The following is a 26585-nucleotide window of genomic DNA, read 5'->3' as shown; positions in this document are numbered from 1 at the left end:
CTGAAGGTGACTGTCCAGCACGGCTTCTCAGCGGATGAGGCACAGTGATCGTCATGCGTATTGCGGTGTATCTGGCCCATCCTGGGGTCGGCAGTTTCAACAGAGCGCTTTTCGACGCGGTGCTCGATGAGTTGCGGGGGCGGGCGATCGAGGTCGTGTCGCACGACTTGTACGCGGAGGGCTTCGACCCGATGCTGGCCGCCGCGGAAACGGAAACCGTCGACGGCACGCCGACGGACAACGCGCAGGTCCGCCGGTACCAGGAGGAACTGGCCCAGCTCGACGCCCTGATTTTCGTCCATCCGAACTGGTGGGGTCTGCCGCCGGCGATCCTCACCGGCTGGGTGCAGCGGGTACTCACCCCCGCCGTGGCCTACAAGCTGGCCGACGCCGCCGGGGAACCGATCGGATTGCTGCGGGCCAAGCGTGCCCTGGTGCTCAACACCTCCGACACCACCGAGGATCGGGAGCGCGACGTCTTCGGCGACCCGCTGCAACAGATCTGGGCGGCCTGCGTGCTGCCCTACATCGGCGTGGATGACGTGCGGCGCAAGGTGTTCCGAACGGTCACCGACTCCACCGAGGAGACGCGCACCGCTTGGCTACGGGAAGCCCGCGACCTGGCGGCCGCCCTTGCCACGGACATCTAGGCGGTCATCGAGCCGATGCGCCGGCGACCGGCCTGCGTTGGATGTGAGCACATGCTCACGTGTCCTGATTGTTATCTCGAACAACAAATTGGTCGCTAGAACAGGTTGTGCGGTGGGTCACAGTCGAATATGTTGCAGCGAACAACATTCGCTCGACCTCGACCGCCCGGGCACTCCCGGGGCGGTGGTTCCACGAAAGGCCCCCTCATGCGTAAGGGCATTCTCGGCGTCGCGGCCGTCTCGGTCGCCGTGCTCACCTCGTTGACATTGACCGCCTGTGGTGACGATTCGAAGGGCTCGGGAGGTGGCGGCGGAGCCAAGGTCGGGGTGATCCTGCCGGACAGCAAGACGTCGGCCCGCTGGGAGACGGCGGACCGGAAGTACCTGCAGCAGGCGTTCGACGCCGCGGGCGTCAAGGCCGACATCCAGAACGCGCAGGGCGACAAGACCGCGTTCCAGACGATCGCCGATCAGATGATGACCAACGGCGCATCGGTGCTGCTGATGACGAACCTGGACAGCGGCACCGGCAAGGCGGTGATCCAGAAGGCGAAGGCGCAGGGCGTCACGGTCATCGACTACGACCGGCTCACCCTCGGCGGCGGCGCGCAGTTCTACGTGTCGTTCGACAATGTGAAGGTCGGCAGCCTGCTCGGGCAGGGCGTCGCCAAGTGCCTGACCGACAAGAACGCGGTCAAGCCCGTGGTCGCCTACCTGAACGGCGGGCCGACCGACAACAACGCCACGCTGCTGAAGACCGGCTACGACGGGGTGCTGAAGCCGAAATTCGACGCGGGCGAGTACGTGAAGGGCCCGGATCAGGCGGTCCCGGAATGGGATAACACCCAGGCTGGCACCATCTTCGAGCAGATGCTCACCGGCACGCCGAACATCGGCGGCGTGGTGGCCGCCAACGACGGCCTCGCCAACGCCGCGATCGCGGTGCTGAAGAAGCAGAAGCTCAACGGCCAGGTTCCGGTGAGCGGCCAGGACGCCACGGTGCAGGGGCTGCAGAACGTCCTGAAGGGCGATCAGTGCTTGACCGTGTACAAGGCGATCAAGAAGGAAGCCGATGCGGCGGCCGAGCTGGCCATCGCGCTGACCAAGGGCCAGCAGGGTCAGGCGAACGGCAAGGTGCAGGACCCCGAGGCGAAGACCGACGTGCCGTCGGTGCTGTTGGAGCCCAAGCCGATCTACATCCAGCAGGTGAAAGACGTTGTGGCGGACGGCTATGTGACCAAGGCCGAGCTGTGCACCGGCGAGATCGCGAAACTCTGCGCGGACAACGGCATCTGATCGCACCCAGCCCCTGCCGCCGTTTCGATGAGGGGACGGCGGCGGGGGCACCTTCTCAGGAGCAGCACTCATGATCGGTACGCCGGTAGTTGAATTACGCGGCCTAGAAAAGAGTTTCGGGCCGGTGCACGTTCTGCACGACGTCGCCTTCAGCGCCTACGCGGGTGAGGTGACGGCGCTGGTCGGCGACAACGGAGCCGGAAAGTCCACGCTCGTCAAGTGTATCGGCGGCACCCACCCGATCGATGCGGGCGAATTCCTGTTCGAGGGCAACCCCGTTCAGGTGCACAGCCCGCGTGACGCGGGCGCGCTCGGCATCGAGATCGTGTACCAGGATCTCGCGCTCTGCGACAACCTCGACATCGTCCAGAACATGTTCCTCGGCCGCGAGCGCAAGAACGGGATCGTGCTCGACGAGTACGCGATGGAGGAGCTGGCCGGAAAGACCTTGGCGAGCCTGTCCGTCCGGACCGTCAAGAGCGTCCGGCAGCAGGTGTCGAGCCTGTCCGGCGGGCAGCGGCAGACCGTCGCGATCGCGAAAGCCGTGCTGTGGAACAGCAAGGTGGTGATCCTCGACGAACCGACCGCCGCGCTCGGCGTGCAGCAGACCCAGCAGGTGCTGGAGCTGGTGCGCCGACTGGCCGACAGAGGCCTTGCGGTGGTGCTGATCTCGCACAACATGAACGACGTCTTCGCGGTCTCCGATCGGATCGCGGCGCTGTACCTGGGCCGGATGGCCGCCCAGGTCCGGACCTCCGATGTGACCCACGGCCAGGTCGTAGAACTGATAACGGCGGGCCGCAGCGGCGCACTGGGCCTGGACGCGAATGGAGTAAAAGGATGAGCGCCGTTTTGACTGAAAAGCCTGCTACTGCACCGGTTTCCGACTTGGTGAATACCTACGTCGGGCGAGTGCGTAGTGGCGATATGGGCGCGCTCCCCTCGGTGCTCGCCTTGATCATCCTGTCCTGCGTCTTCTGGGCCGCGCGCCCGGTCTTCATGTCCGAGGCCAACTTCGCGAACCTGTTCACCCAGGGCGCGGCGATCGCGGTGATCGCGATGGGCCTGATCTTCGTGCTGCTGCTCGGCGAGATCGACCTGTCGGCGGGATTCACCAGCGGTGTCTGCGCTGCGGTGCTCGCGGTGTTGCTCACCGACCGCGGCTGGCCCTGGTACCTCGCGGTATTGGCGTCGCTGCTCACCGGCGTGGTGATCGGGCTGACCATCGGCACCATCGTGGTGAAGATCGGCATACCGTCGTTCGTGGTGACGCTCGCGGCATTCCTTGCACTGCAAGGAGTCGCGCTGAAGATCATGGACAACGGCCGCAACATCTCCATCCGCGACGACACCATCCTGGCCGTCGCGAACAAGAACGTGCCGCCGCTGCTCGGCTGGCTGATGTACCTCGTGCTCATCGTCGGGTTCGCGTTCCTGCAGTACCGAAAACTGCGGGCCCGCACCAAGCTTGGGCTCACCGGCGAGACCGCGCCGGTGATCGTGGCGCGGATCGTCGCGGTCGCGGTGGTGCTCGGCGTCGCGGTGCTGGTACTCAACGGCGAACGCAGCCGCAACCCGGAACTGCACTCGCTCAAGGGCATGCCGATCGTGGTCCCGCTGATCGCGATGCTGTTGCTGCTGTGGACCTTTGTGCTCAACCGCACGTCCTTCGGCAGGCACATCTACGCCGTCGGTGGCAACGCCGAAGCGGCACGACGCGCGGGCATCACGGTCGATCGCGTGAAAATCGCTGCCTTCGTGCTGTGTTCGACGATGGCGGCGGTCGGCGGTCTCGTCGCGGCCTCGCGCGCCAACTCCGTCGACCCCAACACCGGCGGCAGCAGTGTGCTGCTCCTCGCGGTCGGCGCGGCGGTCATCGGCGGCACCAGTCTGTTCGGCGGTCGCGGCCGGATGCTGGACGCGGTCCTCGGCGCCGCGGTGGTCGCGGTGATCGACAACGGCATGGGCCTGATGGGCTACAGCGCGGGCACGAAATTCGTTGTGACAGGATTCGTCCTGCTCTTGGCGGCGGGGGTAGACGCCCTGTCGCGTAAGCGCACGCTACGAACCGGATAACCGCTCGAGGATCGGTCTATGCGAAGGAGGCCACCGTTACGACTGATTTCGCAGGTGCATGGGTAACTCCACGCCTTCGGCTTGGGCGCTCTGTTACCCCGCGAACTCCGCTTCGAGGCACCAACGACCGGCAGCAGGCGCGGAGACGCGGATGAGGGCAGCCCCCTCGCCCGATGAGATCCGCAAGAGCAACTTGGCCGGGTTGCTTCGGCACGTCCATCGCGGCGGTCCGGTCTCGCGGGCTACCCTCGCGGAGCGAATGGGGTTGAACCGCAGCACCATTCTGGCGCTGACCGCCGATCTCGCCGCGGCCGGTCTGGTCCGTGAGGAACTCCCTGGCCAGACCGGCAAGGCGGGCCGGCCCTCGCTGGTGGTGCGGCCGGAATCGGATCGCGTCTACGTCGTCGCGCTCGACGTCGGCGCCGATCGGCTCGCCGCGGCCAGGGTCGGTCTTGGCGGATCGGTCCTCGACCAGGTCGAAACCGCCCGGCCGCGCGGCACTTTCGACCCGGACGACGTGATCGTCACGCTGGCGACCATGGCCCGCGAGATGATCGCCGAGGCCGCCCGCGATGCCGTGTGTGTCGGTGTCGGGGTGGCGTTCTGCGGAATGGTGCGGGAGGAAGACGGCGTCGTCCGCTACGGACCGAACATCGGCTGGGTGGATGTGCCGTTCGGCGCCAGCCTGACTCGGGAACTCGACCTCGGCCTGCGCGTCGCGGTCGGCAACAACGCCAACCTCGGCGCGCTCGCCGAACGCGAACGCGGCGCGGCCTCGGGTCTTGCCGATCTGATCTACCTGCACGGCGACGTCGGCATCGGCGCGGGCATCATCATGGGCGGTCAGCTGCTCGGCGGCGAGGGTGGTTACGCGGGCGAGGTCGGCCACATGATCGTCAACCGGGACGGGCGGCCCTGCGCGTGCGGATCGCGCGGTTGTCTAGAGGTCGAGGCGGGCGAGCTCGGCTTGATCGCCGCGGCCGGGCGCACCGACCCGGCGGGCCGGGCCGCGGTCGAGGCGATCGTGGAGGCCGCGGCGCGCGGCGATTCGACGGCCAGGGACGCGCTGCATCAGGTGGGGGACTGGCTCGGCTACGGCGTCGCCAATCTGGTCAATATCTTCAACCCGTCGATGGTGGTCTTCGGCGGCGTGCTGCGCGAGATCTACCTCGCCTCGGCGGCCCAGGTGCGCAGCAGGGTTGCCGTCGACGGCCTGCTCGCGGTCCGCGAACGGGTGCGGCTGCGCACCTCGGCGCTCGGCGGTGACGCGACCTTGCTCGGCGCGGCGGAGCTCGCTTTCACCGACGTGCTGACCGACCCGGTGCAGACGCTGGCCAGGATCCGCGCCTGAAACCGGGTGCGGGCCAACCGCGGTCAGACGCGATCTTCCCGCTGGTCACCAAAGCCGACTACTATGCTCAGACCACCGTTGTGGTGATCAAACACATGGCACGCGAGTGGGTCGGCCGATCCAATGACGGCGTTGTCGAGCGTGAGCATAAAAGGGGTTTCGATGGACAGGCCTGCGTGGGCACCCGAAGGCGTGGATATGCAGCAGGCGAGCCCGGCACGGATGTACGACGCGCTGCTCGGCGGCTCGCACAATTTCGACATCGACCGCCGAGCCGCCGAGATGGCCAAGACGTTGGTGCCCGACCTGCCCCGGCTGGCGCTGAGTAATCGAGCGTTCCTGCGCCGGGCGGTGCGCTTCCTGGCCGATTCCGGCATCCGCCAATTCCTCGACATCGGGTCGGGGATTCCGACGGCGGGCAACGTGCACGAGGTTCTGCAGAGCATCGACCCCGATATTCGGGTGCTTTACGTGGACATCGATCCGGTGGCCGTCGCGCATTCGCGCGCGATTCTGCGGGGCAACAGCCGGGCCGGTGCGCTCGAGGCCGACCTGCGCAAGCCCGCCGAGCTGCTCGACCGGGCGGCGGAGACCGGCTTGATCGATTTTGACCAACCGGTCGGCCTTCTTCTGGTCGCCGTTTTGCACCTGCTCTCGGATGCCGACGAGCCCGTCAAAAAGGTGGCTGACCTGCGCGCCGCCGTCGAACCTGGCAGCTACGTCGCCATCTCGCACCTCACCTCCGAGATGCGCCCCGAGGACGCGGGCAAATTAGGCGCCCACGCAACGGATAAGAGTCGAGTTGGTATCCATTTCCGTGATCGCGAGGGAATCGCCGCTATGTTCGATGGATGGGACCTGATCGAGCCCGGCGTGGTTGCGTTGCCGGTCTGGCGCCCGGAGTCCGAGCGGGATCTGCACGAGGCACCGGGCCGGTCGCTCGGTCTGGCCGGCGTCGGTCGAAAGGTCTGAAGCGCGAATACGAACCAGCAGGGGGTCCCTGAGTGGGGTCGCATGAGCTAGCGATGCGGTGGGCCGAGGCGCTCGATGGCGCGGTGGCCCCCACTCTCACGCGAACCCAGATCGAGGCCATGCTGGCCAGGCTCGGTGAGGCGCTGGCCGCGGTGGTGCTCGGCACCGCCGATCTCACCGTCGCGCGCGATGCCGCGTCCGTGCTGGTCGCGGCGAATTATCGGGACGCGATGGCGGTCAGTCGCTCGGTGGTGGTGATCTGCCGTGACCTGGTGGCCGACCTCTGCCCGACCCGGACCGAGCCGAACTACGAGCGCATCCGGGACCGCGCGGTGATCGCCGCCGCCGAGTTCGCGGCGGGCTTCACCGCGGCGTTGCGTACGGCCGCGCTGGCCGAACAGGAAGCCACCTTGTCGGCGACCCTCGCCGCCGCGCAGGAGGCCGAGGCCAGGCGGCAGCTGTCGGAGGCCAGGTTCGCCGCCGTCTTCGCGGGCGCCTCAGTCGGCATCGGCACCATCGATGTCGCGGGGCGGGTGCTCGACTCGAACGTCGCCATGGCCGAAATGCTCGGTCTGCCAGTAGAAGTCATGCCAGGACGGTCGGTCGACGAACTGCTCGGCCCGGCGAACATCGGGTACGCCTTCGCGGAGTTGCAGCGGCTGTTGAGCGGCGAGTCCGACCGCTTCCGGCTGGAGACCGATCACCTACGCCCGGACGGCACCATCACCACCATCGACCTCTCGATGTCGGCGGTGCGCGACAGTGCCGGGCAGGTGCGGTTCCTGATCGGGGTGGCGATCGACATCACCGAACGCAAGCAACTGGCCGACCGGCTCTGGCACGACGCCAACCATGACAGCCTCACCGGCCTGCCCAACCGCACCCTGTTCTTCGACCGGCTGGCGAACGCGAGTCCCCCGATCGGCGTGTGCTATCTCGATCTCGACGGATTCAAGGAGATCAACGATGTGTGGGGACACACGGTGGGGGACAAGGTACTTCGCGTGGTCGGGGAGCGACTACGCGCGGCCGTCCAGCCCGTCGAGGGACTCGTCGCGCGGCTCGGCGGCGACGAATTCATCGTGCTGATCGAAAAGTGTACGGGCGCAGGGAAATTGACCGAGGTGTCCGGTTGGCTTTCGCAGGCGCTTGTCGAGCCGATGGAGGTGGAGGGCCATCTGGTGACCGTGGCCGCCAGCATCGGCACCGTCTTCCTCGACGATGTGCCCACTGCCCCGGACCAACTCATGCACGCGGCCGATACGGCCATGTACCGCAACAAGGCCGCGCAGAGCATGCGCGAGTCACGGTTCCGGCAGCGGTAATCGCGGATTCAGCGGGCATCCAGCGCGCGGAGCATATGGTCGGCCAGCCGGTCGAGATAGTCCGGTTCTTCTTCGGCGTGCCGGACGTTCAAACGCCAAAACATCGGCCCGGCAATGAGATCCAGCGCCAGTTCAATATCGGTGTCGGCGGGTAGCTCGTCGCGCTCGATGGCACGATGCAGCAGTTCGGTACCCAGCGCGCGCCGTGGTTCGCCGATGGTCGCCCGAACCGCTTCCGCCAGCACCGGATTACGGCCTGCCTCGGCCGTGATGTCGGGCAGGATCGTCGCCATTTGCGGATGGGTGAGCCACGCGTGCAGCACTTGAAGGGCGGCAATGAGATCGGTGCGCAGCGCGCCGGTGTCGGCGAATTCGGCCAGCTCGATGCTGAATTCGGCGAGTACCGCGATCACCATGTCCTGCTTGGACGGCCAGCGCCGGTAGAGGGCGCTCTTGCCGACGCCCGCTCGCTTGGCCACGGCCTCCATCGACAGCCGGACGTAGCCGCTCGCGGCGAGTTCGTCCAGCACCGCCTCGGTGACGGCGGCGGTGATCTGCGGCTGCAGGACCGCGGCGCCGGTGGGTGCGCGTCGGGGCTTCTCGGGCATGGCGACAGTATACGGAATGGACGAGACGGTACCGTCCCGGCTATATTCGGACGGGACGGTACCGTATCGTCCAAATGAAGTGGAGGGTCTGATGCCCGAATCGGTACGCACGCCGACCGAAGTGGTCGACGAGGCCTTACGGTTGCTGTTGGCGAAGGACATGGTCGGGTTCGCCGGGCTCTGGGCGGAGCAGGGAAGCGTCGAGTTCCCCTTCGCGCCGCCGGGATATCCGTCCGAGGTGACCGGGCGCGCGGCCATCGAGGACTACCTGCGGGACTACCCGGAGCAGCTCGACGTCCGTGCGATCGATGCGCCGATCGTGCACGTGACCGCCGACCCAAAGATTGTCGTCGTCGAATTCGCGGCCGATGGTGTCGCGGTGCGGACCGGGCGGCCGTATCGGATGCGGTACATCGCGGTCATCACCGTGCGCGCGGGCGAGATCGTGCATTACCGCGACTACTGGAACCCGCTCGCCGCTGCCGAGGCGCTTGGCGGCGCCGACGAGCTCGCGTCGTTCGGCGCCGCGGAAGGAAGCCGATGAGCGAGCCGACCATCCTGGTCACCGGCGGCACCGGGACCACAGGCAGCAGGGTCGCCACCGGGCTGCGCGCGGCAGGTGTCGCAGCACGGATCGCCAGCCGGAAACCGCTGGGCGCCGATCAGATTCGTTTTGACTGGACTGAGCCGGCGACGCACGCGCCGGCGCTGGACGGAGTCGACGGCGTTTACCTGGTCCCGCCGATCGGGTTGTCCGCCCCCGCACCGATCGTGGAACCCTTTCTGGCCCAGGCGATACGGGCCGGGGTGCGGCGGGTGGTGCTGCTCGGCTCGTCGGCGATCACCGACGAGACACCCGGGTTGGGGCGGCTGTACAGCCTGGTGCGGGGTGCGGCGCCGGAATGGGCGGTGCTGCGGCCGTCGTGGTTCATGCAGAACTTCGTCGGCGGACACCCGGTGGCAGCTGGCATCCGAGCCACCGGGGAGATCATCACCGCGACCGGTGACGGCCGGGTGGCCTTCGTGGACGCGGACGACATCGCCGCGGTCGCGGTACGTGCGCTCCTCGACCCGTTGCCGCACAACACCGATCACCTGCTCACCGGGCCCGAGGCGCTGAGTTACGCGCAGTGCGCCGCGATCATTGCCGAGGAGACCGGTCGCATGGTGCGGCATCGACCCGTCGGCGTCGCCGAATTCACCAAGCTGGTCCGCGAATCCGGCGTGCCCGCCGACTTCGCGGCCTTCCTCGCAGGACTCGATGACGACATTCGGCGCGGTGCCGAGGACCGTGTCACCGCGGTCGTGCCCGACGTGACCGGCCGAGCCGCCGGATCGTTCCGCGCGTTCATCGCGCGGCACCGCGCGGAGCTGACGGAAAGCGCGGCGCTACCGGCGGTTTAGCATCGATCGCCTGGTTCCCGCGCTGATCCACACTCGACCACCAGCCTTCGTCGACACGCCCAGCGGAATTGTGCAATAGCGAAGGAACTGGTCGACACCCCGCTGCGCCGGTTTTGGTTCTGTTAGAACCGGAACCGGAATGACTGAGACAGTGCGCCGGAGAGGCGCCGTCTTTACCCGGAGTCGTCGCGCCGAGAGTGGTTGGTCAGATGAAGATCTCGTCTATTTCGATGATCGGTGTCGTGTTTCTCGGCGCGCTGTGCGGGGCGCCGGGCCATGCGGCCGCCGATACCGGGTCGGCGGGGACGTCGCCCGAAGTGTTCACCGTGACAACCACTGCCGACGGTGCGGCCGCGAATCCGTTCGACGGTCAGTGCCGCACCGACTTCGGCGAGTGCACGCTGCGGGCCGCGGTGCAGGCGGCGAATGTCCGGCCGGGCAGCACTATCCGGCTGCCGGAAGGACGGTATGTGCTGACGATTCCGCCGAACTTCTGGAACAGCAACGGCCCCTTAATCGATCCGGCCACCGGCGACCTCGATGTCAACGCCGACACCACCATCGAAGGCGCGGGGCAGGACCGTACCGTCCTGGACGCCGGACACCGCGACCGTGTCATGCTGACCACCGCGCACGTCGCGATCTCGGGGCTCACCATCACCGGCGGCAATGCCACCGAACACGAGATCCCGCTGTTCGAGACCGGCGGCGGCGGAATCGCCAACTCCGGCAAGCTGTTTCTCGATCATGTGACGGTTACCGGAAACGCCGCCGACTACGGCGGCGGCATCTTCAACATCCCCGTCGCCGACATGAAAGCCACCGACAGCATCATCACCGCGAATGCGGCGGGCGAGGCCGGGGGCGTCCGCTGTGACAACACCTGCACCTTCACCCGCACCGAAATCACCGACAACCGCGTCGTCAACCCGCACACCAAGTGGTACCGATTCGGCGGATTCGCGGGCCGCGGTGGCGGACTCGACATCCGCGGTGTCGGCGAGGTAGTGCTCATCGACACCCTCGTCCTCGGCAACAGCGCCGATGAGGGCGGTGGCGGCATCAATATCGCCCCCGGCTATCTCGACACCCTGCCGTACCAGCTCACCGATGCCGTCAATCCCGGTATGGGCCACCTGATCCTGCGCGGCTCCACCATCGCGCAGAACACCGCCGCCCTCGGCGAGCAGAACTGCAAGAAGGTGTTCGCGATCATCCTCTCCACCGGCGGCAACCTCAGCAACGATCACTCCTGCGACCTCACCGCCACCGGCGACGAGGTCCGCCCAGACGCAGGCACACGGTGAAACCGACACAACCAGAAAGGAATTCGCGATGGGTTCATTCAACGTAGGCGACTGGATGACGATCCTCGGCCAGGCCTTCACCTGGGTGATGTCGATGCTGGTCTCCGGCGCAACCGCCGGATCGTCCTGATCAGCTGGCCTGTCGTGCGGCGGGGAACGACCGGAATCCGCGCACGAGATTTCGGCTACTCGCCTGGATAACCGCGTCCCGCGGCAGCAGCCCCGGATCATGGTCGAGTAGCCGCCGCTCCAGCCACGGCTGCCCACGCCATAAGGCGAGACCCGCGCGCAGCGTGTCTACCGCCTCGTCCGCTCTATCGTCGAGCAGCGCATGGGTTCCCGCGCCGATCAGGTTGGCGAACTGCCCATGATCAGTGTGCTCGGGCGCGAGCATCAACCAATAGCCGCATCGATCCAGCGCGAGGATTTGCCCGGCGTGCGGTCCGAGCGCGGCGCGCAACCGGTGCACGACAACCCGCACGTTGGCACTCGGCTGGTCGAGTGCCGAGCGGCCCCAAAGATATTCGGCAAGAGCCTCGTTCGAGACCGACGCGCCCGCCGCGAAAGACAGCGCGGCAAGCAGTTGCCGCGGCCGCGCGCCACGGAGATCGACCGGAACGCCGTCGATCTCGACCTCGATCGGTCCGAGGACCCGGCACCGCACCGCCACGTCGCGCTGGATAAGGACGCCGCTTACCGTGTGCTCCAGGTTTTCCACGATTTCCTCCGCACAACGCCTGTCAACCCGCCCGCCACTACCGCGGGCGAAGGCATGTCGTCGATTTCGGATTTCAAGCGCGCCGCGGCGGCGGTATACGACGCATCGGTGAGCATCGCCTCGATCCCGGCCCGGACGGCGTCGGTCGTGCCCACATCGGGCGGCAGCACCTGAGCCGCACCCATCGACCGGCATGCCGCGGCCGTCGGAAATTGATCCGCGCCGCGCGGCAGCAACAGCAGCGGAAGGCCATGGGACAGCGCGGCCAGCGTGGTTCCCGCACCGCCGTGACAGACCACGGCATCGCATCGCGGCAGCACCGCCGCGAGCGGCAACCACTGCTCCAGGTGAATGCTGTCCGGCAGCGGGCCGAACGCCGCTGGATCGTTCGTGCGGCCGACCGTGACGATCGCCTCGACCGCCAGATCGGCCAGTGCCCGCAATACCGGCTCGAACATGCTGGGCTGATTGAAGATCGGCACCGTGCCGAGGGAGAAATAGACGACCGGCCGATCACCGAGCTGCCCCATCCAGTCGGGCAACACCTCAGCCGGAGACCCTGGCACATGTGGCCGGATCGGCCGCGCACATTTCGCTGCGGGCCCTCGATCCGGTTGTAGCGCAGCGGGAACCGGATCCAAGTAACCGGTCCGATACATCCCCGCGTGCGGATCGGGTGCTAGGCCGGACGAATCCCACAGCGGTGCAACCCATTCCGCCATGGCCGCCATCAACTCCGACTCCAACAGCAGCCCGGTGCCATAGGTGATCGACGGAATCCCCAGCGTAGCGGCGACTATCGGCGCGGCCAGATCCACCGGCGGTTGCAGGATCAGATCGGGCCGGAACTCCGCCGCGATCCTGCTGAGCTCGGGCAGCTTCTCCGGCGCCATGATGCGCGCGAACATCACCGCGCCGATCCGCCACGGCTGCACACCATCCGCGAACACCGGATCGGTGACCGCCCGCCCGGCCGCGACGGGCGCGGGTGGGCCGGCGAGCGCGGTCGGTAATCCGGTCGCCCGCACCCGGTCGGCCAGATCGGGCGCGGTAGCGACCAGCACCTCATGGCCGGCCCGCACCAGCTCGGTGAGCAGCGGCAGGGCGGGCGCGAACACGCCCTCCATCGGTGTCGTCGAACAGAGAACACGCACGGGAACCCCTTACCTATAGCTGACTATATAGTGAACTATAGATAAGCTGGCGGGCATGTCAACACCGATTCAGCCCCGGGGCGGCCGCCGCCGGGCCACTCGACGCAAGGTGGCCGAGGCGGCCGCGACCCTGTTCGCCGAGCACGGCTACGCCGCGACGACACTGCAGGCGATCGCGGACGCGGCCGGTGTGCACGTACAGACGATCTACCAGGCGTTCGGCACCAAGGTCGCGGTGCTCGCCGAGGCGGCCGCGGTGCTCGTGGCCGGCCCCGGCGAGGAGGCGGCCACCCCGCCACCGGAACGCGAATGGGTGCGGGAACTGTTCGCCGAACCCGACCCGGTGCGCCAACTCGCGCTGTACGCCAAGCACATGCGGCTGGTGTCCGAGCGCTACATGGGACTGCTCGATGTCATGCGAATGACCGCGTCTGCCGACCCCGAAGTCGGTAACTTTCTCGCCGAGGCCGAACGCGGCCGCTACGACGGGCCTCGGCACATCACCCCGGAGCTGGCGGCCAAGCACGCGCTGCGCCCCGGCCTCACCGCCGAGCGCGCGGCCGACATCCTGTACGCGGTGACGACCTACGACGTGTACCGCTCACTCATCGAGGACCGCGGATGGTCCGGCTCGGAGGCGGAGAACTGGGTCGCCGAAAGTCTGGCCGAGCTCTTGCTCGCGCCGGAGCTGTTGTCCGGGTTATGACAGGGTGTCGGGTCGAAGCGAACTACTTACGCGGCGCCGACTACGCGGACCGCGTCCAGGTGCGCCGCGAGCAGGCGCACTCGCCGGCGCTGTTGCGCGGTGGTCTCCACCGGATGATGGATCTCGATACTGAGCTGGTCATCGAACGTGCTGATGATGATGGTGCCGCTCGGCTGCTGTAGCCGATGCCCGGCCTTGTCCGGCTTCGCGATCATGACTGTGCGAAAGTCGTTGATACACAGCCCTTCCGGTAGTCGCGGCCGGTCGATTCGGCCCCAGTTGGTGGCCAGCACGATGCCGGGAGCCTGTGGTGGCGGGCCGGACGCGATGTCGGGGATGTGCAGCGGGGTCTGCTGCACGACGCCGCTCGCGAGGCCGTTGCGCAGGGCGTCGCTGATGCCGCGGGCCAGGCCGATCAGCGTCGTGTCCGCGTCGCGGGTGGGTACGAAATCGGCGAAGCCAAGCACATTCGTGCCCTCGGTGTGGCCGATCGCGGGGGACACCCGGTTACGCAGGTCGACCGAGTAGGTGTAGCTGAGCTCGGTCAGCGGCAGCTCGCGCAGTTCGGCCTCGGTGAGCAGGATCGCGGCCGAGGCCAGCCCGTTGATCGTGGTGTCCTCGCGGTGCGCGAGGTCGGCGAGCGCGGCGGTCTCGCGCTTGGTCAGCCGGCAGCGGGCCGTCAGTGGTAGTAGGTACGATTCGTCTTCCGCGACAGGTGCGGCGGCGCTGGGGGATTCGGTGACGATCAGCGGCCGACTCGACACCGGCAGGCCGGACATCTTCTCGACGCACCTGGCGAGCAGTAGGTCCTCGACCGCATCCGGAAAACGGTGCGAGCTGAGCGTCGGCGTGCGGCCGTCGCTGATTTCGGTGTAGCAGGCCCACAGCTCGGCGAGTACCGCGAGCGAGTGGCAGGCGTCCGCGACGCTGTGGTGGGTCACCAGCGTCACCCCGGTGCTGTCGCCGTCGCGGACCACGCACAGTGCGGCGAGTGCCGCGCGCTGGTCCAATCGCGCGCCACTCAGCAACTGTTCGGGATCTCCGTCGACGACGGTGATTTTCGGTGCCCTGCCGGGCGATTCGACGAGGATATGGCCGCGCCCGTCGGGCTCCAGATGCGCGCCGAGCGCCGGATAAGCGCGCACCACCGCGTCGAACGCGGCGGACAACGCCGTCAAATTCAACCGACCGGACAGTCGCATCGAGTATCCGACGAGAACCTCACTACCGGCGAAGATTTCTTCGCTCGGCGCCAACGGCCGGATGACGGTAGCCGTGGTCATGTCGAAATACCCTCCACATGAGACTGCCCATCGAGGCTAACTCGAATACCGGGCCCTGCACGGCCTTTCGGGATCATCGCCTCTCAGTGGTATATCGCGCATACCGAACGAGCTGTTTCCGGTCGTTGCCACAACGAGACCATGCTCGGCGATCAGCCACTGACCACACACGCAGCGCAGGTAGCGGACGGAACCATGCGCGGATACGAGAGTCGGTGTCGGCCAGGAACAGGAGGGGCAGGTCAGGTTCATGCATCCAGCGTGATGTAATGACCTAGTGCATTTCAACCCTTACGGTGGCGCGGCCGCCGAACTCGCCGCTCGGCTGGTGAACGCGGGCCGGGGCCAGGATCTGCGGGAGTTACTGGCCGCGGCGGATTACAAACCAATCGGTTCTCTCGATACGGCCCAGGCCGCGGAACTACGCCGCTGGATCGATGAACTCGGCGCGGTATTCGACCACCCCACGGTGGATCGGCTCAACGCGTTGCTCGCGAAAACGACCAGTCAGCCCTATATCTCGACGCACGACGACCGGATGCCGCATATGCACTTCGCTCAGGAGGCCGCGCCGGTCGACGAACGAGTCAAGGCCTACACCGCCGTCGGCCTGGCCACGTTGTTCTGTGACGACCCCGAGCGCATCGGCAGGTGCGCCCGTGCCGGGTGCGACACCGTCTTCATCGACACCTCGCGCAATGGCAGGCGTCGCTTCTGCTCGTCGCAGTGCTCGAACCGGGTGCATGTGGCCGAGCACCGGTCGCGGCGCGCGAGCTGAGCTCAGTACGCCTTGTCCGCCGCCACGATCCGGCCGGATTCGATTGCGGCAAGCAGGGTTTGGTGATCGATGGTGGTCTGATCGGCATAGGCGACGGCGAAATCGATCATCGCGCGATCGAAGGTGTCACTCGCCCCGAGATACGACGCGATAGCGACCCGGTCGCCCGAACGGGCGTGCGCGCGGGCCAGCGTGTGGCCGCACAGTGCCGCGTAGTCGCGCAGGTAAGACCGCGACATTTCCTCGATGACCGGGGAACCCTTCATGTCGCGCAGCTGGCGCCAGTAGTAGTGCCTATTGTCCGCGCCGCTGGCCCAACCGAGGAAGATGTCGCTCGCGGCCTGAATGAGCCGCTGCCCGTGCACCACTCGATGTCCCTGGTTGCGGAACTTGCTCGCCGCGGTGTGTGGCGCGAGCACCGACTGCTCGGCCTCCTTCACCTGCAGAAACAGCGGGCTGCCGTTCACCCGCCCGGCGAGCAGGGCGACGAAGCAACGGGTGCCGACGCTGCCGACACCGACCACTTTGACTGCCAGATCGAGCATTTCGTGCCGATCGAGCAAAACCCGGCGTTCCTCGGCGAGGGAGCGGCGATAGTCGCTGAACACCTTCTGGATCGTCGCGGCGTCGATCTCCCCGATCGGGATCAGCAATGGCGGGCGGTGCCGGATACGGGGGACGCCGTCGGCATCGGGCTCGGTCAGCTTCTCCAGCGCCTGCAGGTTGGTGCGTGCCCGCGCCTCGGCGAGTGCCTGCTCGACGCCCTTGCGGCGCTTGGGTTTCTGCACCAGCGTGGCCAATTGGTCGGCGTCGATCTTCTCGTACCAGACGGTCAATTCGCCGAGTCCGGACAGCCGGATCATCGCCTCCCGGTAGGCCATGGCCGCGGCGCCGACCGCCGCTTCGGCGTCGGTGTCGGCGAATCCGTTGGCGCGCGCGGCGACCGCGATGCTGGCCGCCAGGCGCTTGACGTCCCATTCGAAGGGGCCGGGCAGGGTCTCGTCGAAATCGTTCAGGTCGAAGATCAGCGCGCGTTCCGGCGAGGCGAACAGGCCGAAATTGGACAGGTGCGCGTCACCGCACAGCTGGACGGTCAGCCCGGTGTTGGGGGAGGCCGCGAGGTCGGCGGCCATGATCGCGGGCGCGCCGCGCAGGAACGGGAATTCGCCGGCGGCCATCCGGGCGTATCGGATGGGCACCAGCTCGGGCACCCGGGTCTCGGCCTGGCGTTCGAGCACGGCGATCGGGTCCGCGCGGCCCGCGGGTGGCTCCCATATTCCCAGCGTGCGCCGTCCGACCCGCTTGCGCGCCTGCCGGCCCAGCTCGGCCGCGCCCCGTTCCACAATCGCCAAGGTGTCCGCCATCGTGCCAGTTTGTCATCCGATGGCAACCGGCGAGCAAATTTGCTACGAGTGTCGACCTCGTTCGCGCCACCAGGACAGGAAGACGAGGACACCGAGCACCAACATCGCAAGGGTGATTGCCGCGCGGAGCGGACCCACCGGGATCACCGCGACGTTCAGGTCGTAGAGAATGTGCGCGGCAATGAACGGCCAGATCAGCCGCACGCGCGGGTACGCGTAGCGCAGCAGTGCGCACCAGACCAGCACCATCAGTATCGCGGCGGGGCCGTAGTAGAGATGAAAAGGTAGTCGCAGCCCCATGAGCACCGCCAGCTGTGCGGGCCAGGACCAGCGCAGGCGCAGCATGATGGCCATCGGCAAGGCAAGCAGCATGGTCTCCTCGACGAATCCGGCGCGCAGACTCCAGGTCACGCCGTCCCAGGCGGACATCGCGCCGAGCGGATCGCCGTCTTCGCCGGTGACCCATTCGGGAAAGGTGCCGAGGCCCAACAGTCCGAGCCAGATGGTGAGGTAGCCCGCGCCCATCGCGCCGAGGAAGCCCGCGCGGGTCCGCAAGCCCGCGCGCAGACCGAGTTCGGCACCGGTCAGGCCCAGCCAGCGGTGTGCGACCCAAAGCGCGAGCGCGGCGAAGGGGAAGGCAGTCCAGCCCGCGATGCGGTAGGCGTCGGCCGGGAAACCGGTCCACCGCGGGTCGGTTCGGTGCACCAGCAAGACGATGGCGACAACCGTGGGTGCGCCGAAGGTCAGGACGAAGGCGATGGTTTGCAGAATCCAGGCTTTGACCGCCCACGATTTATCGGTGGTCGAAATCTCGACGGATTGTGAAGTCATCGCGCCTTTCTCGGCGTTAAGGGTGACCGGAAACTAGCACAGGAATTCTGCATCACCGCATCGCTATGTCTGCAAGTCGAAACTCACCTTTGCGGATGCTTAATTGTTATGTAACGCAGCGCTATGCGATTCGTGTTGCCGGATGGCACAACTCACATTCCGTCACGATGGTCGCGCGAAAGGGGTTGATCCGGCGACGGTTGTATCGGTGAAAATGTCATGTGGACAATACATTTCGGTCCATGGCTGGTGCGCATTTCGATGGCGCGCGGATCGGACTCGAAATTCTCCGAGAACAGCAATCGTTGTTTTCGCGAAACGGAAGACGACGCCGAGCGGATCGGGCACCGCGACATCGGGTTCGGCAATCCGGGTCGAACGGTTGCACATCGGCGGACTGTGATCAACAGTGGTTGTTCAACGGTGTAGTGACGGGAGGCCGACATGGACCACGCTGAGGTGGTTGTCGTCGGTGCCGGATATGCGGGACTGGCCGCGGCGCGGGCGCTGCGGGCGGCCGGACGCGAGATCGTCGTGCTGGAGGCAAGCGGGCGGGTCGGCGGCCGGGCACAGACCGACCGGGTCGCGGACGGGTGGGCCGTGGATCTCGGCGCCCAATGGATCTTCGGCGGCCACACCCGATTCGCCGCGCTGGCGCGGGAGTACGGCGCCGAGACGTACGCCGCACCGTCCGACGGCGCGAATCTCCTGGTAGAGGGCGCGGTGCGGCGCCCATTCGCTGGCGCGCGGCCCCCGCTGCCGCCGCTCGTGCTCGTCGTTCTCGCGCAGGCCATGTGGCGGATCGAGCGGCTGGCCGCGCGCATCGACCTCGCGCGCCCATGGACCACCCCGGGCGCGGATCGGCTCGACGCGATGACCGCGGCCACCTGGCTGCGCCGCAACCTGCCAGAGCGCCGGGCCAGGCATCTGGCCGAGGTGATGATCGGTGAGGAGTTGTGCGTCGACGTCGGCAGCGTCTCGATGCTCGCCCTGCTGACCACTATTCGCGCCGCGGGTGGCGTCGATGCGGGTGCGGCGGCGGAGACGGGGACCCGACTGTTCGTCGACGGCGCCGACGGACCCGCTCGTTCGATCGCCGCCGAGCTGGCCGACGTGCTGCGATTGCACGCGCCGGTCACCTCGATTCAGCAAGTGGCGCAAGGTCTTTTGGTCAGCGGCGAGTTCGGTGCGGTGCGCGCCGCACAGGTGATCGTCGCGCTGCCGCCCGCACTGGCCGGGCGGATCGCCTACGACCCGCCACTGCCCGCCGCCCGCGACCACCTGACCCAGCGGATGCCGATGGGGTCGGTGCTGAAGGCATTCGCCGTCTATGAGCGGCCGTTTTGGCGCGATGATGGACTAACCGGCCAGGCGCTGAACCTGCACGATCCGGTCCCGGTCACCTTCGATGCCACCCGACCCGGCGGGCCGGGCTGCCTCGGCGCCCTCATCCCCGGCCGCGCGGCCCATCGCCTCGCCGCGCTCTCCGCCGACGAACGCCGGACGATGATCGTCGGCTCGTTGGTCCGCGCCTTCGGGCATGCGGCGCGTGCGCCGATCGATTGGCGCGAGAAGGTCTGGGCCGACGATCCGTACGCCCGCGGCGGGTACGGCGCGTTCTTTCCGCCCGGTGTGCTGACCAGTATCGGTTCGGCGCTTCGTCAACCGATCGGCGCGATTCATTGGGCGGGCAGCGAAACCGCCACAGAATGGGCAGGCTATGTGGAGGGTGCGGTCCATTCCGGTGAACGTGCGGCCGGTGAGGTGCTTGCGGCATATCGGGCTACCGCCGTGGGTTAGCGCGCCGATTCCGGTGTCGGACTGTGGTTTCCAGGCGTCCGATGAGGCGAACTGGACGAATGACCAATTGAGATTTGAATCATAGGCCGAATGAGAATGCCTGTATATATCCGTTAACGCTTTTCTGACGCGCCCCGCTGTTCCCGAGACCAAAAAGGCGCTTTTGACCTCGGCGAATGGCGGATAGTGATCTCCGTTATGTTGACTGAGATTCTGCCCTGGGCGAACCATGGACCGCATGGCACATTCAGCAAATGTTCAGCAAAGCACGGGGTGGCCGAGTCGCACCTTCCCGGCCGCGCTGCTGGTGTTGTGCACAGTGCTGGCCGGCGGATTGGTCGCCGGATCCGGCGCGGCCACCGCGGACCCGGATCTGCCCGGATGCACCACGGACTCGTCAGTACCCAATGAACTGACGGTCACGTGTGACCCCGGCGCCGGCGTCGGCGAGCACGCCTTCATCCGCTGCCGCGACCTGCTCGGCATGCCGCACACCCACATCGGCGCCACCATCGGTACCGATGGTGGCTGGTCCAGGGCGAATTGCGCCCCGGCCGAAACCGGTCCGGTCTGATCCGGGCGGGGACTCGACCCCGATATCGCCTGCCGCGCCGGAGCCCGCGAACTCTCGACCACCAGGGCCATGGGCGCATCCAACCAGCACGTCCCCTAGCGACGGGTTCAAGGAGAGGCTCCTAATGCGTGTAGTCACCAACGAACGTCAGCGCGAAACCAAAGCATCCGCCAAACACCGCAAGAGCGTCGAGAAGTCCCGGCGCGGCATGTACGCCGCAGCCACTTTCGCCTCGATGGCGACCGCGATGATCGGCGCCGGTCACGCCAGCGCCGATATCGAGTTGCCGCCACCGCCCGCCGATCTGAACGGGGTGCTTTCCGGCGCCGGTGACGTGGCGGGGCAGGTGCTCGATCCCGGCCAGCAAGGCGCGCTCGATGACGCGCTCGGTGCCGCGAGCGCGGCAAGTGCGAACACTCCCTTCGGTGACCAGGTGAACTCCGCGATCGACACCTATCGCGCCGGTGGGGCACCGCCACCCGGACCGGACTGGTTCGGTGGTGGCGTAGGCCAGGGTGGTCAGAGTGCCCCCGCCGCGGCCGCCTCCGAGGTGGCAGGCCGCGTCCCCGCACCCGTCGCCGACCTTGCGGCAACCGTCGCGCAAATCGCGGGGTCGGGTATGCCGCTCGAACAGCTGGCCACCTGGGCAAACACCACGTTTCCCGACGGTCCGATGCGCGGCCCGGTGAACGATCTGCTGGCCTTCGTCGAGCAGGCCACCGAGCTGGCCGGCACGCGCCGCAGCGGCACCACCCCGGCCATCGACGACCTGATCGACCAGGCACGCACGCTCTTCGGCTTCCCCAAAGACGGACCCGATCCGGTCAAGGGCCTGCGTGACATGCTCACTCCGGCTGTGGGACAACAGGATCCCGTCGCCCAGCAACTGCCGCCAGGACTGCTCGCGATCGCCGCGCCGATCATCGGCCTCTTCGCGCCCCAACTCGCGGGTATGGCGCCAATGCTCGCGTTCCTCGCACCGCTGATCGCGCTGGCCTCGAACCCCGCGGCGGCGATCGGCGCGGTATTTACCGAGATCCGCGAAGCGGTGCGCGGTCTGGTGTCCGATGCCAGGCATCCGGCGGCGCTGCCGCTGCTCGCCCTGCCGGTGATCGCGGTACTCGCGATCGTGCCGCTGCTGTTCGCGGGCGGCATCGGGGTGGCGGCCGTATTCGCCCTCGGCGCGGTGATACTCGGCGCGATTGTGTTGGCGCCATTGGTGATCGGTGCGCTGATCATCGGCGGCCTGGTGCTGGCGGTGCTGGCCATCCCGGTGCTGATCGTGCTCGCGGTGATCGCGATTCCGGTGCTGCTCATCGCGATTCCGGTCGCCATCGTCGCGTTCTCGGTACTGGCGCCCGTCATCCTGATCGGTGGCATCGCCGCGATCGCGGTGGCCATCGTCGGCGGAATCGCCCTCGCCGTACTGGCATTGGCCGGTGGACTGGTTTTCAGCATCGTCGGCTTCGCCGTGCTGGCCGTGGCCGCGCTGTTGGCCACCGTCTTCGTGCCGGTTCTCGGGCTGGTGCTCGCGCCGCTGTTGTTCGGCGGCGTACTAACCTTCCTGGTCGTCAGCCTCATCGCAACGGCCGTTGCCTTCTTCGGCGTGCTCGGTGTCGCCGGACTCGCCACCGCCGCACTGATTGTCGGCGTCGGCCTGCTGTCGCTGCTGACTCCGTTCGGGCTCATCGCCATTCCGATCGTGATCGCACTCGCGGCCGTCGCCCTGGTGGCGTTCGGCGCGGTCGGTCTCGCGGGCGGTGTGATCCTGGCCGTGGTGGCGCTCGCCGGGTTGCTGGTGCTCTCGGTGGTGGCCGGGGCCGCGGTGACCGTGTTGTTCGCGCTTGCCGTGGTGGCGACCGCGATTCAGCTCGTCGCGGCCGCGGTGTTCTGGGCCGGGCTTGCCGCGGCGGGCATCGTGTTCGCCGCGCTCGGTGCGGTGGGCGTCGCGCTGGCGGTGGTCGGCGGACTGATCGCCACCCTCGCACTGGTCTTCGCCATCCCGGTCCTCGGGCCGCTGTTGGCCCCGCTGCTGTTCATCGGCCTGGTCGCCATTCCGGCGGCCATCGGGCTCGCGGTGCTGTTCGGCGGCTTCGGACTGATCGCGTTCTCGGTGTTCGCCTTGACCGGGACGGTCCTGCTCGGGATCGCGACGCTGGCCGGCGCGGCACTGCTCGCGACGCTCGCGTTCATGGTCACCATGCCCTACGCGATTCCGCTGATTCTGGTTGCCGCACTGGCCTTCTCGATCATCGCGGGCGTCGGCATCGGCGCGGTCGCCGCGGCGTTCGTGGTGGCGACCTGGGTGGGCGGCGGCGCCATCGTGCTCGGCCTGCTCGCGGTCGCACTCGCCGTCGTCGCCACGGTATTCGCAGGCGGGCTGGTCGTCGGGGTGCTCTCGTTCGTCATGCTGACCCTCGCGGCGTTCGCGGCGATCGTGATCAACGCACCGCTCGCGCTGCTCGCGATACCGCTGCTGTTCGGCGCGGTACTGCTCGGCACGCTGGCGACCATCGGCACCGTGGCCGTGGTCAGCACGCTGCTCGGCGGATTCGTCGCGGCGCTCGGGCTCGGCCTGGTGGCCGCCTGGATGTTCTTCGGCGTGCTCGCGCTCGGTGTTTTCGTGGCCGCGTCCGCGCTGTTCCCGCCGTTGCTGCTGATCACCGTGCCGCTCGCGGCCGCGGCCTTCGCGGTGATGGCGGTGCTGGCGATCGCGACAATCGCGGTCGGCGGAGTCGGGCTCGGCGCAATCCTGTTGGCGGGCTGGCTGATTGCGGCCGTGCTGGGGGTGGCGGCGGTGATCGCCACTGCCGCGGTCGCGGTGGTCGGGTTCGCACTCGCCGCCGTGCTCACGGTGCCGTTCTTGATCTTCGGGCCGTTCGCGGTGGTGGTGTCGACGGCGCTGTCGCCGATCATCGCGCTCGCGCTGCTCGCGGTCTGGTCGCCGGTACTGGTGGCGGGACTCGTCGTCGCGGCGGCCGGCATCGGCATCGGCCTGCTCGGGCTGGTCGGTCTGCCGGTGCTGGCGGCGATCATCGGCGTCTCGGTGGTGGCCGTGACCACGGCGCTCGCGGTCACGCTGTTCGCAGGCAGCCTGCTGCTCGACTTCGCCACGCTCGGCCTCGTCGCGGCGATGCTCGCGCCGCTGGTCGCCTTGGCCGGCCTCGGCGCGCTCGCGCTGCTGGCCCTCCCGGTGCTTGCCCTGCTCGCCGTGCCGGTGCTCGGCCTGGCCGCGCTCGGTGCGCTGGCCCTGGTCGCGCTGCCGGTGCTGGCCGTGGTCGCGCTGCCCGTGCTCGGGCTTGCCGCACTCGGCGCGCTTGCCGTCGTGGCTATTCCGGTCCTCGCGATCCTCGCGTTGCCGGTTCTCGCGCTGCTCGCCCTCGTGGCGGTGCCGCTCCTCGCGCTGGCCGGATTGGCCGCGCTTGCGGTGACCTTGGGAGCCGGTGCGGTCGCCGGGGCAACGGCGCTCGCGGTAGCGGTGCTCGGGGTTCTGGCGATCGGTGCTCCGCTGGCACTGCTGGCGATCGTTCCGCTGCTGGCCTTGGCCGCGGTCGGTGCGCTCGCCCTGCTTGCACTGCCGGTGCTGTTGATCGGTGGGGCGTTGGCCGCCGTGGTCGGTGTGCCACTGGCCGTGCTCGGTGCGCTGGCACTGCTCGCGCTGCCGGTCGTGCTGATCGGTGGTGCGCTGGTCGGCTTGGCCGCCTTGATCGGTGTGCCGCTGGCTGCGGTGGGAGTGGTTGCGCTGCTTGCAATTCCGCTGCTGTTGGCCGCCGGTGCCCTGGCTACGGTAGTCGGCGTCGCGCTCGCAGCGATCGCCGTTCCGGTCTTGCTGGCCGGTGCCGCCCTCGCCGCGGTGATCGGCATTCCGGTGCTCCTGGTCGGCGGTGGACTGGCAGCTCTCGCGGCCGCGTTCGTCGCGGTCACGCTGCTGATCTGCCTGCCGCTGGCTCTCGGCGCGCTTGCGCTCCTTGCTCTCCCGGTGCTTCTGGTCGGTGGTGCGTTGGCCGGACTGGTCGCGCTGGTTGGCGTGCCGCTGGCCGTCGTCGGAGCGCTTGCACTGCTTGCCCTTCCGGTGTTGCTCGCCGGTGGAGCGTTGGCCGGGCTTGCGGCTCTGGTCGGCGTGCCGTTGGCGGCTCTCGGCGCGCTTGCCGTGCTTGCCCTTCCCGTCCTGCTGGTCGGTGGTGCGTTGGCCGGGCTTGCCGCGTTGGTCGGTGTGCCGCTGGCTGCGGTGGGTGCGCTTGCGTTGCTTGCCCTTCCGGTGCTGTTGGCCGGTGGTGCGTTGGCGGCCGTGATCGGAGTGCCGCTTGCGCTGGCGGGTGCGCTTGCGCTGCTTGCCCTTCCGGCGTTGCTCGCCGGTGGGGCGCTGGCCGCGGTGATCGGCCTGCCGCTGGCGGCGCTCGGCCTGTTCGCGCTGATCGAGATCCCGAAGTTGCTGATCGTTGGTGCGCTGGCCGGCGCGGCGGCGGCGGTCCTGGCACCGCTTGCCGCGGTCGGTGTGGCCGCGCTGATTGCCGCGCCGCTGGTCGGGCTCGCGGCGCTGATCGGTGCGCCGCTGGCCGCGCTCGGCGCCGCCGCGGCGGTGGCGCTCGCCCTCGCGATAGCCGTGCTGCTCACCCCGGGTGCGCGGGTCGGCATCATCTCCGCCATCCGGGCCGCGCTGGATCGCAATGGGCCGCTTGGTGCTTCGGGCGGCGGGACCGCCGCGACCGGAACGCAGTTCCTCGACGACATTCCCGACGACCCGAGCCTGGAGCAACTGGCGGCCTCGCTGCAGCAGCTGCTCGCTCCACTGCCGAGCACCCCTGCCCCCGCGCCGGTCGCGTTCGCCGACCTGCCCTACTCCGGAAAGGGGGCCGCCGAAGCGGTGGCGCACGATCGCGCCCCGCGCCTCGTCAGCATCTCACTGTGACGAATCCTGCTCTGTGCCAAGCCATCCAGTACTAGCCAAGGAGATCAGACATGACGAACGCCACCGAAACCCTGCACCTGGAGTACCTCTACGGCCCGCAGTGGCAGGACGCGGTCCGCATCATCGAGCGCTCCGGCCAGTTGACCGCCGACGAACGGGAAAAGCTGAACGCGGCGGCGAAGAAGCTGATGCAGGACAAGGTTTCGGCTCTGTCCAACGGAGCAGGCTTGGAAGGCGGCCTCAGCGGCCTGCTGGCCGGGCTCGGCATGGGTGCGAATGCCCAGACGGTGGCGTCGCATCCGTTGAACATCGCGGCCGCGACGGCCAAGGCGTTCGGGCGATCCCGCAACGTGCAGCTGGCGGGCATGATCGCCGGTCAGGCCGTCTCGCCTACCGCGGCGGGCGCACCGGGTGACCTGAGCGGGCTGCTCGAGTCGTTCGGCTCGATCGGCGCGGTGACCGTTGTCGGTCAGGCCGTCACCGCCTCGGTGCTGAGCGACCTGGTCGGCCAGGGCGACTTCACCCAGGCGGTCTACGACGAGCTGATGCGGCCGTGGAGCAGCAATATCGACGTGTAGTCCGCGTCGAGCACGAAAGGGGTTGGCACCATGTTCGATTCGCGAAACATCGGCTCCGGTGGCGTCGCCACCGATCCGCTCGGCGGTCTGCTCGACGTCCGATCGGCCCCCGTTACGTTCGGCTACTACGAACGCAATGAGGTCGCCGTCGCCAACGGCGTCGAGTGGAACACCCGGTCCCGCACCGCCCCGATCGGGTGGTGGAACCGGCATCGGCACGTACAGGCCGGGTTCGGCATGGCGATCGTCATGACGCTCGCCTTCGTGCCCGCCGTGCAGAACGCGGTCCTCACGGTGCTGACCCATGCTGGATAACGCGCGCAGGCGGCCGTCACGCCGAGGGACAACCTCGCTCGGCGTGACGGCCATGGCCGTGCTGTTCTTGGTCGCCGCCGCGCTGTTGAGCGCGTGCTCGAGTGGTGGCTCGACCAATGCGATCCGCGACCGCGTCGCCGACGCGGACACCGCGGACTGCGCCCTCGGCGGCCAAGCCGTCGCGGGCCTGCGCGACACCTTCCGTCAGCTGTCCGAGCAGCTCGACGGCCTCGGTCCGGCCGCGTCTCGCGGCGACGTCGGCGAGGTGAAAAATCGTGTCACCCATGGCATGTGGCTGTCCGATCAGGTCTCGAACACCCTCAACCCGGCGGTCGACCGCATGGGTTCCCCACTCATCGGTAGCGCCTATCGCGACGTCGCCACCGCGGGCGGCCAACTGCACAACTCACTGTCCGACTTCGCCGCCGTTCTGGACAACGGCAACCCGGCCCAGCCGGTGGCCGACTCGGTGACCGCCGCGTTGACGTCCCTGAACTCCGCCATGGACCGCATGCGCCGGACCTGCCCCACCGTGTTCGCCGAACCGAAGGGCCCGCAGTACGGCCCACCGCTCAGCGCCCGCTGA

Annotated in this window: 24 protein-coding genes; 18 read left to right on the top strand and 6 right to left on the bottom strand. The window is 68.1% G+C overall.

Going from position 1 to position 26585, the window contains the following annotated elements; all coding sequences use genetic code 11:
• Positions 1 to 53 precede the first annotated feature (53 nt).
• From ACIA8C_RS38180 to ACIA8C_RS38150, 7 genes are all read left to right on the top strand, one after another.
• Positions 54 to 650, top strand: coding sequence for an NAD(P)H-dependent oxidoreductase (locus ACIA8C_RS38180; RefSeq protein ID WP_397143477.1), 597 nt, complete (start codon positions 54 to 56; stop codon positions 648 to 650).
• Positions 651 to 857: 207 nt separating this feature from the next.
• Positions 858 to 1946: a sugar ABC transporter substrate-binding protein gene (locus ACIA8C_RS38175; protein ID WP_397143475.1), complete on the top strand. Its 1089-nt coding sequence runs from the start codon at positions 858 to 860 to the stop codon at positions 1944 to 1946.
• Between the two features lie 70 nt (positions 1947 to 2016).
• Entirely contained in the window at positions 2017 to 2790 is a 774-nt protein-coding gene (locus ACIA8C_RS38170) for an ATP-binding cassette domain-containing protein (RefSeq protein WP_397143473.1), read from the top strand.
• On the top strand, positions 2787 to 4022 hold the full coding sequence (locus ACIA8C_RS38165; RefSeq protein WP_397143471.1) for a sugar ABC transporter permease: 1236 nt from the start codon (positions 2787 to 2789) through the stop codon (positions 4020 to 4022). Before ACIA8C_RS38170 ends, ACIA8C_RS38165 begins: the two co-directional genes overlap by 4 nt.
• A 151-nt stretch (positions 4023 to 4173) precedes the next feature.
• Positions 4174 to 5373, top strand: a complete 1200-nt coding sequence (locus tag ACIA8C_RS38160; protein WP_397143469.1) for an ROK family protein — start codon at positions 4174 to 4176, stop codon at positions 5371 to 5373.
• A gap of 162 nt (positions 5374 to 5535) precedes the next feature.
• The gene (locus ACIA8C_RS38155; RefSeq protein ID WP_397143467.1) at positions 5536 to 6345 is read left to right on the top strand and encodes an SAM-dependent methyltransferase; all 810 of its coding nucleotides are present in this window, start codon (positions 5536 to 5538) and stop codon (positions 6343 to 6345) included.
• Between the two features lie 53 nt (positions 6346 to 6398).
• Positions 6399 to 7670, top strand: coding sequence for a diguanylate cyclase domain-containing protein (locus ACIA8C_RS38150; protein WP_397143465.1), 1272 nt, complete (start codon positions 6399 to 6401; stop codon positions 7668 to 7670).
• 8 nt (positions 7671 to 7678) lie between these two features.
• Here the strand turns inward: ACIA8C_RS38150 and ACIA8C_RS38145 are convergent, their stop codons facing one another.
• Positions 7679 to 8278, bottom strand: coding sequence for a TetR/AcrR family transcriptional regulator (locus tag ACIA8C_RS38145; protein ID WP_397143463.1), 600 nt, complete (start codon positions 8276 to 8278; stop codon positions 7679 to 7681).
• A 91-nt stretch (positions 8279 to 8369) separates the two neighbouring features.
• Between ACIA8C_RS38145 and ACIA8C_RS38140 the strand changes: the two genes are divergently transcribed.
• From ACIA8C_RS38140 to ACIA8C_RS38130, 3 genes are all read left to right on the top strand, one after another.
• Positions 8370 to 8822, top strand: coding sequence for a nuclear transport factor 2 family protein (locus tag ACIA8C_RS38140; protein WP_397143461.1), 453 nt, complete (start codon positions 8370 to 8372; stop codon positions 8820 to 8822).
• A complete protein-coding gene (locus ACIA8C_RS38135) occupies positions 8819 to 9682 on the top strand; it encodes an NAD(P)H-binding protein (RefSeq protein WP_397143459.1) in 864 nt (287 codons plus the stop codon). Before ACIA8C_RS38140 ends, ACIA8C_RS38135 begins: the two co-directional genes overlap by 4 nt.
• Before the next feature lie 209 nt (positions 9683 to 9891).
• A complete protein-coding gene (locus ACIA8C_RS38130; protein WP_397143457.1) occupies positions 9892 to 10989 on the top strand; it encodes a CSLREA domain-containing protein in 1098 nt (365 codons plus the stop codon).
• A gap of 130 nt (positions 10990 to 11119) precedes the next feature.
• Here ACIA8C_RS38130 and ACIA8C_RS38125 read toward each other — a convergent pair whose 3' ends face one another.
• Together ACIA8C_RS38125 and ACIA8C_RS38120 are read right to left on the bottom strand one after the other, a co-directional pair.
• The gene (locus tag ACIA8C_RS38125) at positions 11120 to 11707 is read right to left on the bottom strand and encodes a winged helix-turn-helix domain-containing protein (RefSeq protein ID WP_397143455.1); all 588 of its coding nucleotides are present in this window, start codon (positions 11705 to 11707) and stop codon (positions 11120 to 11122) included.
• A complete protein-coding gene (locus ACIA8C_RS38120) occupies positions 11683 to 12861 on the bottom strand; it encodes a glycosyltransferase (RefSeq protein ID WP_397143453.1) in 1179 nt (392 codons plus the stop codon). The genes ACIA8C_RS38125 and ACIA8C_RS38120 overlap by 25 nt, the downstream gene beginning before the upstream one ends.
• Positions 12862 to 12916: 55 nt before the next feature.
• On the opposite strand from ACIA8C_RS38120, the gene ACIA8C_RS38115 reads away from it, so the two are divergent.
• A complete protein-coding gene (locus ACIA8C_RS38115) occupies positions 12917 to 13567 on the top strand; it encodes a TetR/AcrR family transcriptional regulator (RefSeq protein WP_397143451.1) in 651 nt (216 codons plus the stop codon).
• Between the two features lie 26 nt (positions 13568 to 13593).
• Here the strand turns inward: ACIA8C_RS38115 and ACIA8C_RS38110 are convergent, their stop codons facing one another.
• Complete coding sequence (locus tag ACIA8C_RS38110; protein WP_397143449.1) at positions 13594 to 14850, bottom strand: hypothetical protein; 1257 nt, start codon at positions 14848 to 14850, stop codon at positions 13594 to 13596.
• Positions 14851 to 15127: 277 nt separating this feature from the next.
• Here ACIA8C_RS38110 and ACIA8C_RS38105 point away from each other — a divergent pair, with 277 nt between their 5' ends.
• Positions 15128 to 15628 carry a CGNR zinc finger domain-containing protein gene (locus ACIA8C_RS38105; protein WP_397143447.1) on the top strand — a complete coding sequence of 167 codons (501 nt, stop codon included), beginning with the start codon at positions 15128 to 15130 and terminating at the stop codon, positions 15626 to 15628.
• Positions 15629 to 15630: 2 nt separating this feature from the next.
• Here ACIA8C_RS38105 and ACIA8C_RS38100 read toward each other — a convergent pair whose 3' ends face one another.
• Both ACIA8C_RS38100 and ACIA8C_RS38095 read right to left on the bottom strand, forming a co-directional pair.
• Positions 15631 to 16992, bottom strand: a complete 1362-nt coding sequence (locus ACIA8C_RS38100) for a DUF2252 domain-containing protein (protein ID WP_397143445.1) — start codon at positions 16990 to 16992, stop codon at positions 15631 to 15633.
• Positions 16993 to 17034: 42 nt separating this feature from the next.
• Entirely contained in the window at positions 17035 to 17823 is a 789-nt protein-coding gene (locus ACIA8C_RS38095; protein ID WP_397143443.1) for a type II CAAX prenyl endopeptidase Rce1 family protein, read from the bottom strand.
• 444 nt (positions 17824 to 18267) lie between these two features.
• On the opposite strand from ACIA8C_RS38095, the gene ACIA8C_RS38090 reads away from it, so the two are divergent.
• The 6 genes from ACIA8C_RS38090 to ACIA8C_RS38065 all read left to right on the top strand — a co-directional run bounded on the left by ACIA8C_RS38090 (position 18268) and on the right by ACIA8C_RS38065 (position 26585).
• Positions 18268 to 19623 (top strand): flavin monoamine oxidase family protein, encoded by a 1356-nt coding sequence (locus ACIA8C_RS38090; protein ID WP_397143441.1) that lies wholly within the window; start codon positions 18268 to 18270, stop codon positions 19621 to 19623.
• A gap of 238 nt (positions 19624 to 19861) precedes the next feature.
• Positions 19862 to 20197 (top strand): hypothetical protein, encoded by a 336-nt coding sequence (locus ACIA8C_RS38085; protein ID WP_397143439.1) that lies wholly within the window; start codon positions 19862 to 19864, stop codon positions 20195 to 20197.
• 124 nt (positions 20198 to 20321) lie between these two features.
• Positions 20322 to 25106, top strand: coding sequence for a hypothetical protein (locus tag ACIA8C_RS38080; protein WP_397143437.1), 4785 nt, complete (start codon positions 20322 to 20324; stop codon positions 25104 to 25106).
• A gap of 50 nt (positions 25107 to 25156) precedes the next feature.
• Positions 25157 to 25684 carry a hypothetical protein gene (locus ACIA8C_RS38075; protein ID WP_397143435.1) on the top strand — a complete coding sequence of 176 codons (528 nt, stop codon included), beginning with the start codon at positions 25157 to 25159 and terminating at the stop codon, positions 25682 to 25684.
• A 30-nt stretch (positions 25685 to 25714) separates the two neighbouring features.
• Complete coding sequence (locus tag ACIA8C_RS38070) at positions 25715 to 25999, top strand: hypothetical protein (protein WP_397143433.1); 285 nt, start codon at positions 25715 to 25717, stop codon at positions 25997 to 25999.
• A complete protein-coding gene (locus ACIA8C_RS38065) occupies positions 25989 to 26585 on the top strand; it encodes a hypothetical protein (RefSeq protein ID WP_397143431.1) in 597 nt (198 codons plus the stop codon). Before ACIA8C_RS38070 ends, ACIA8C_RS38065 begins: the two co-directional genes overlap by 11 nt.

The organism is Nocardia sp. NPDC051321 (assembly GCF_044455225.1).
Classification (GTDB): Bacteria; Actinomycetota; Actinomycetes; order Mycobacteriales; family Mycobacteriaceae; genus Nocardia.
The sequence above is the reverse complement of the archived record's forward strand: the minus strand, read 5'-3'. Positions and strand labels throughout refer to the sequence as shown.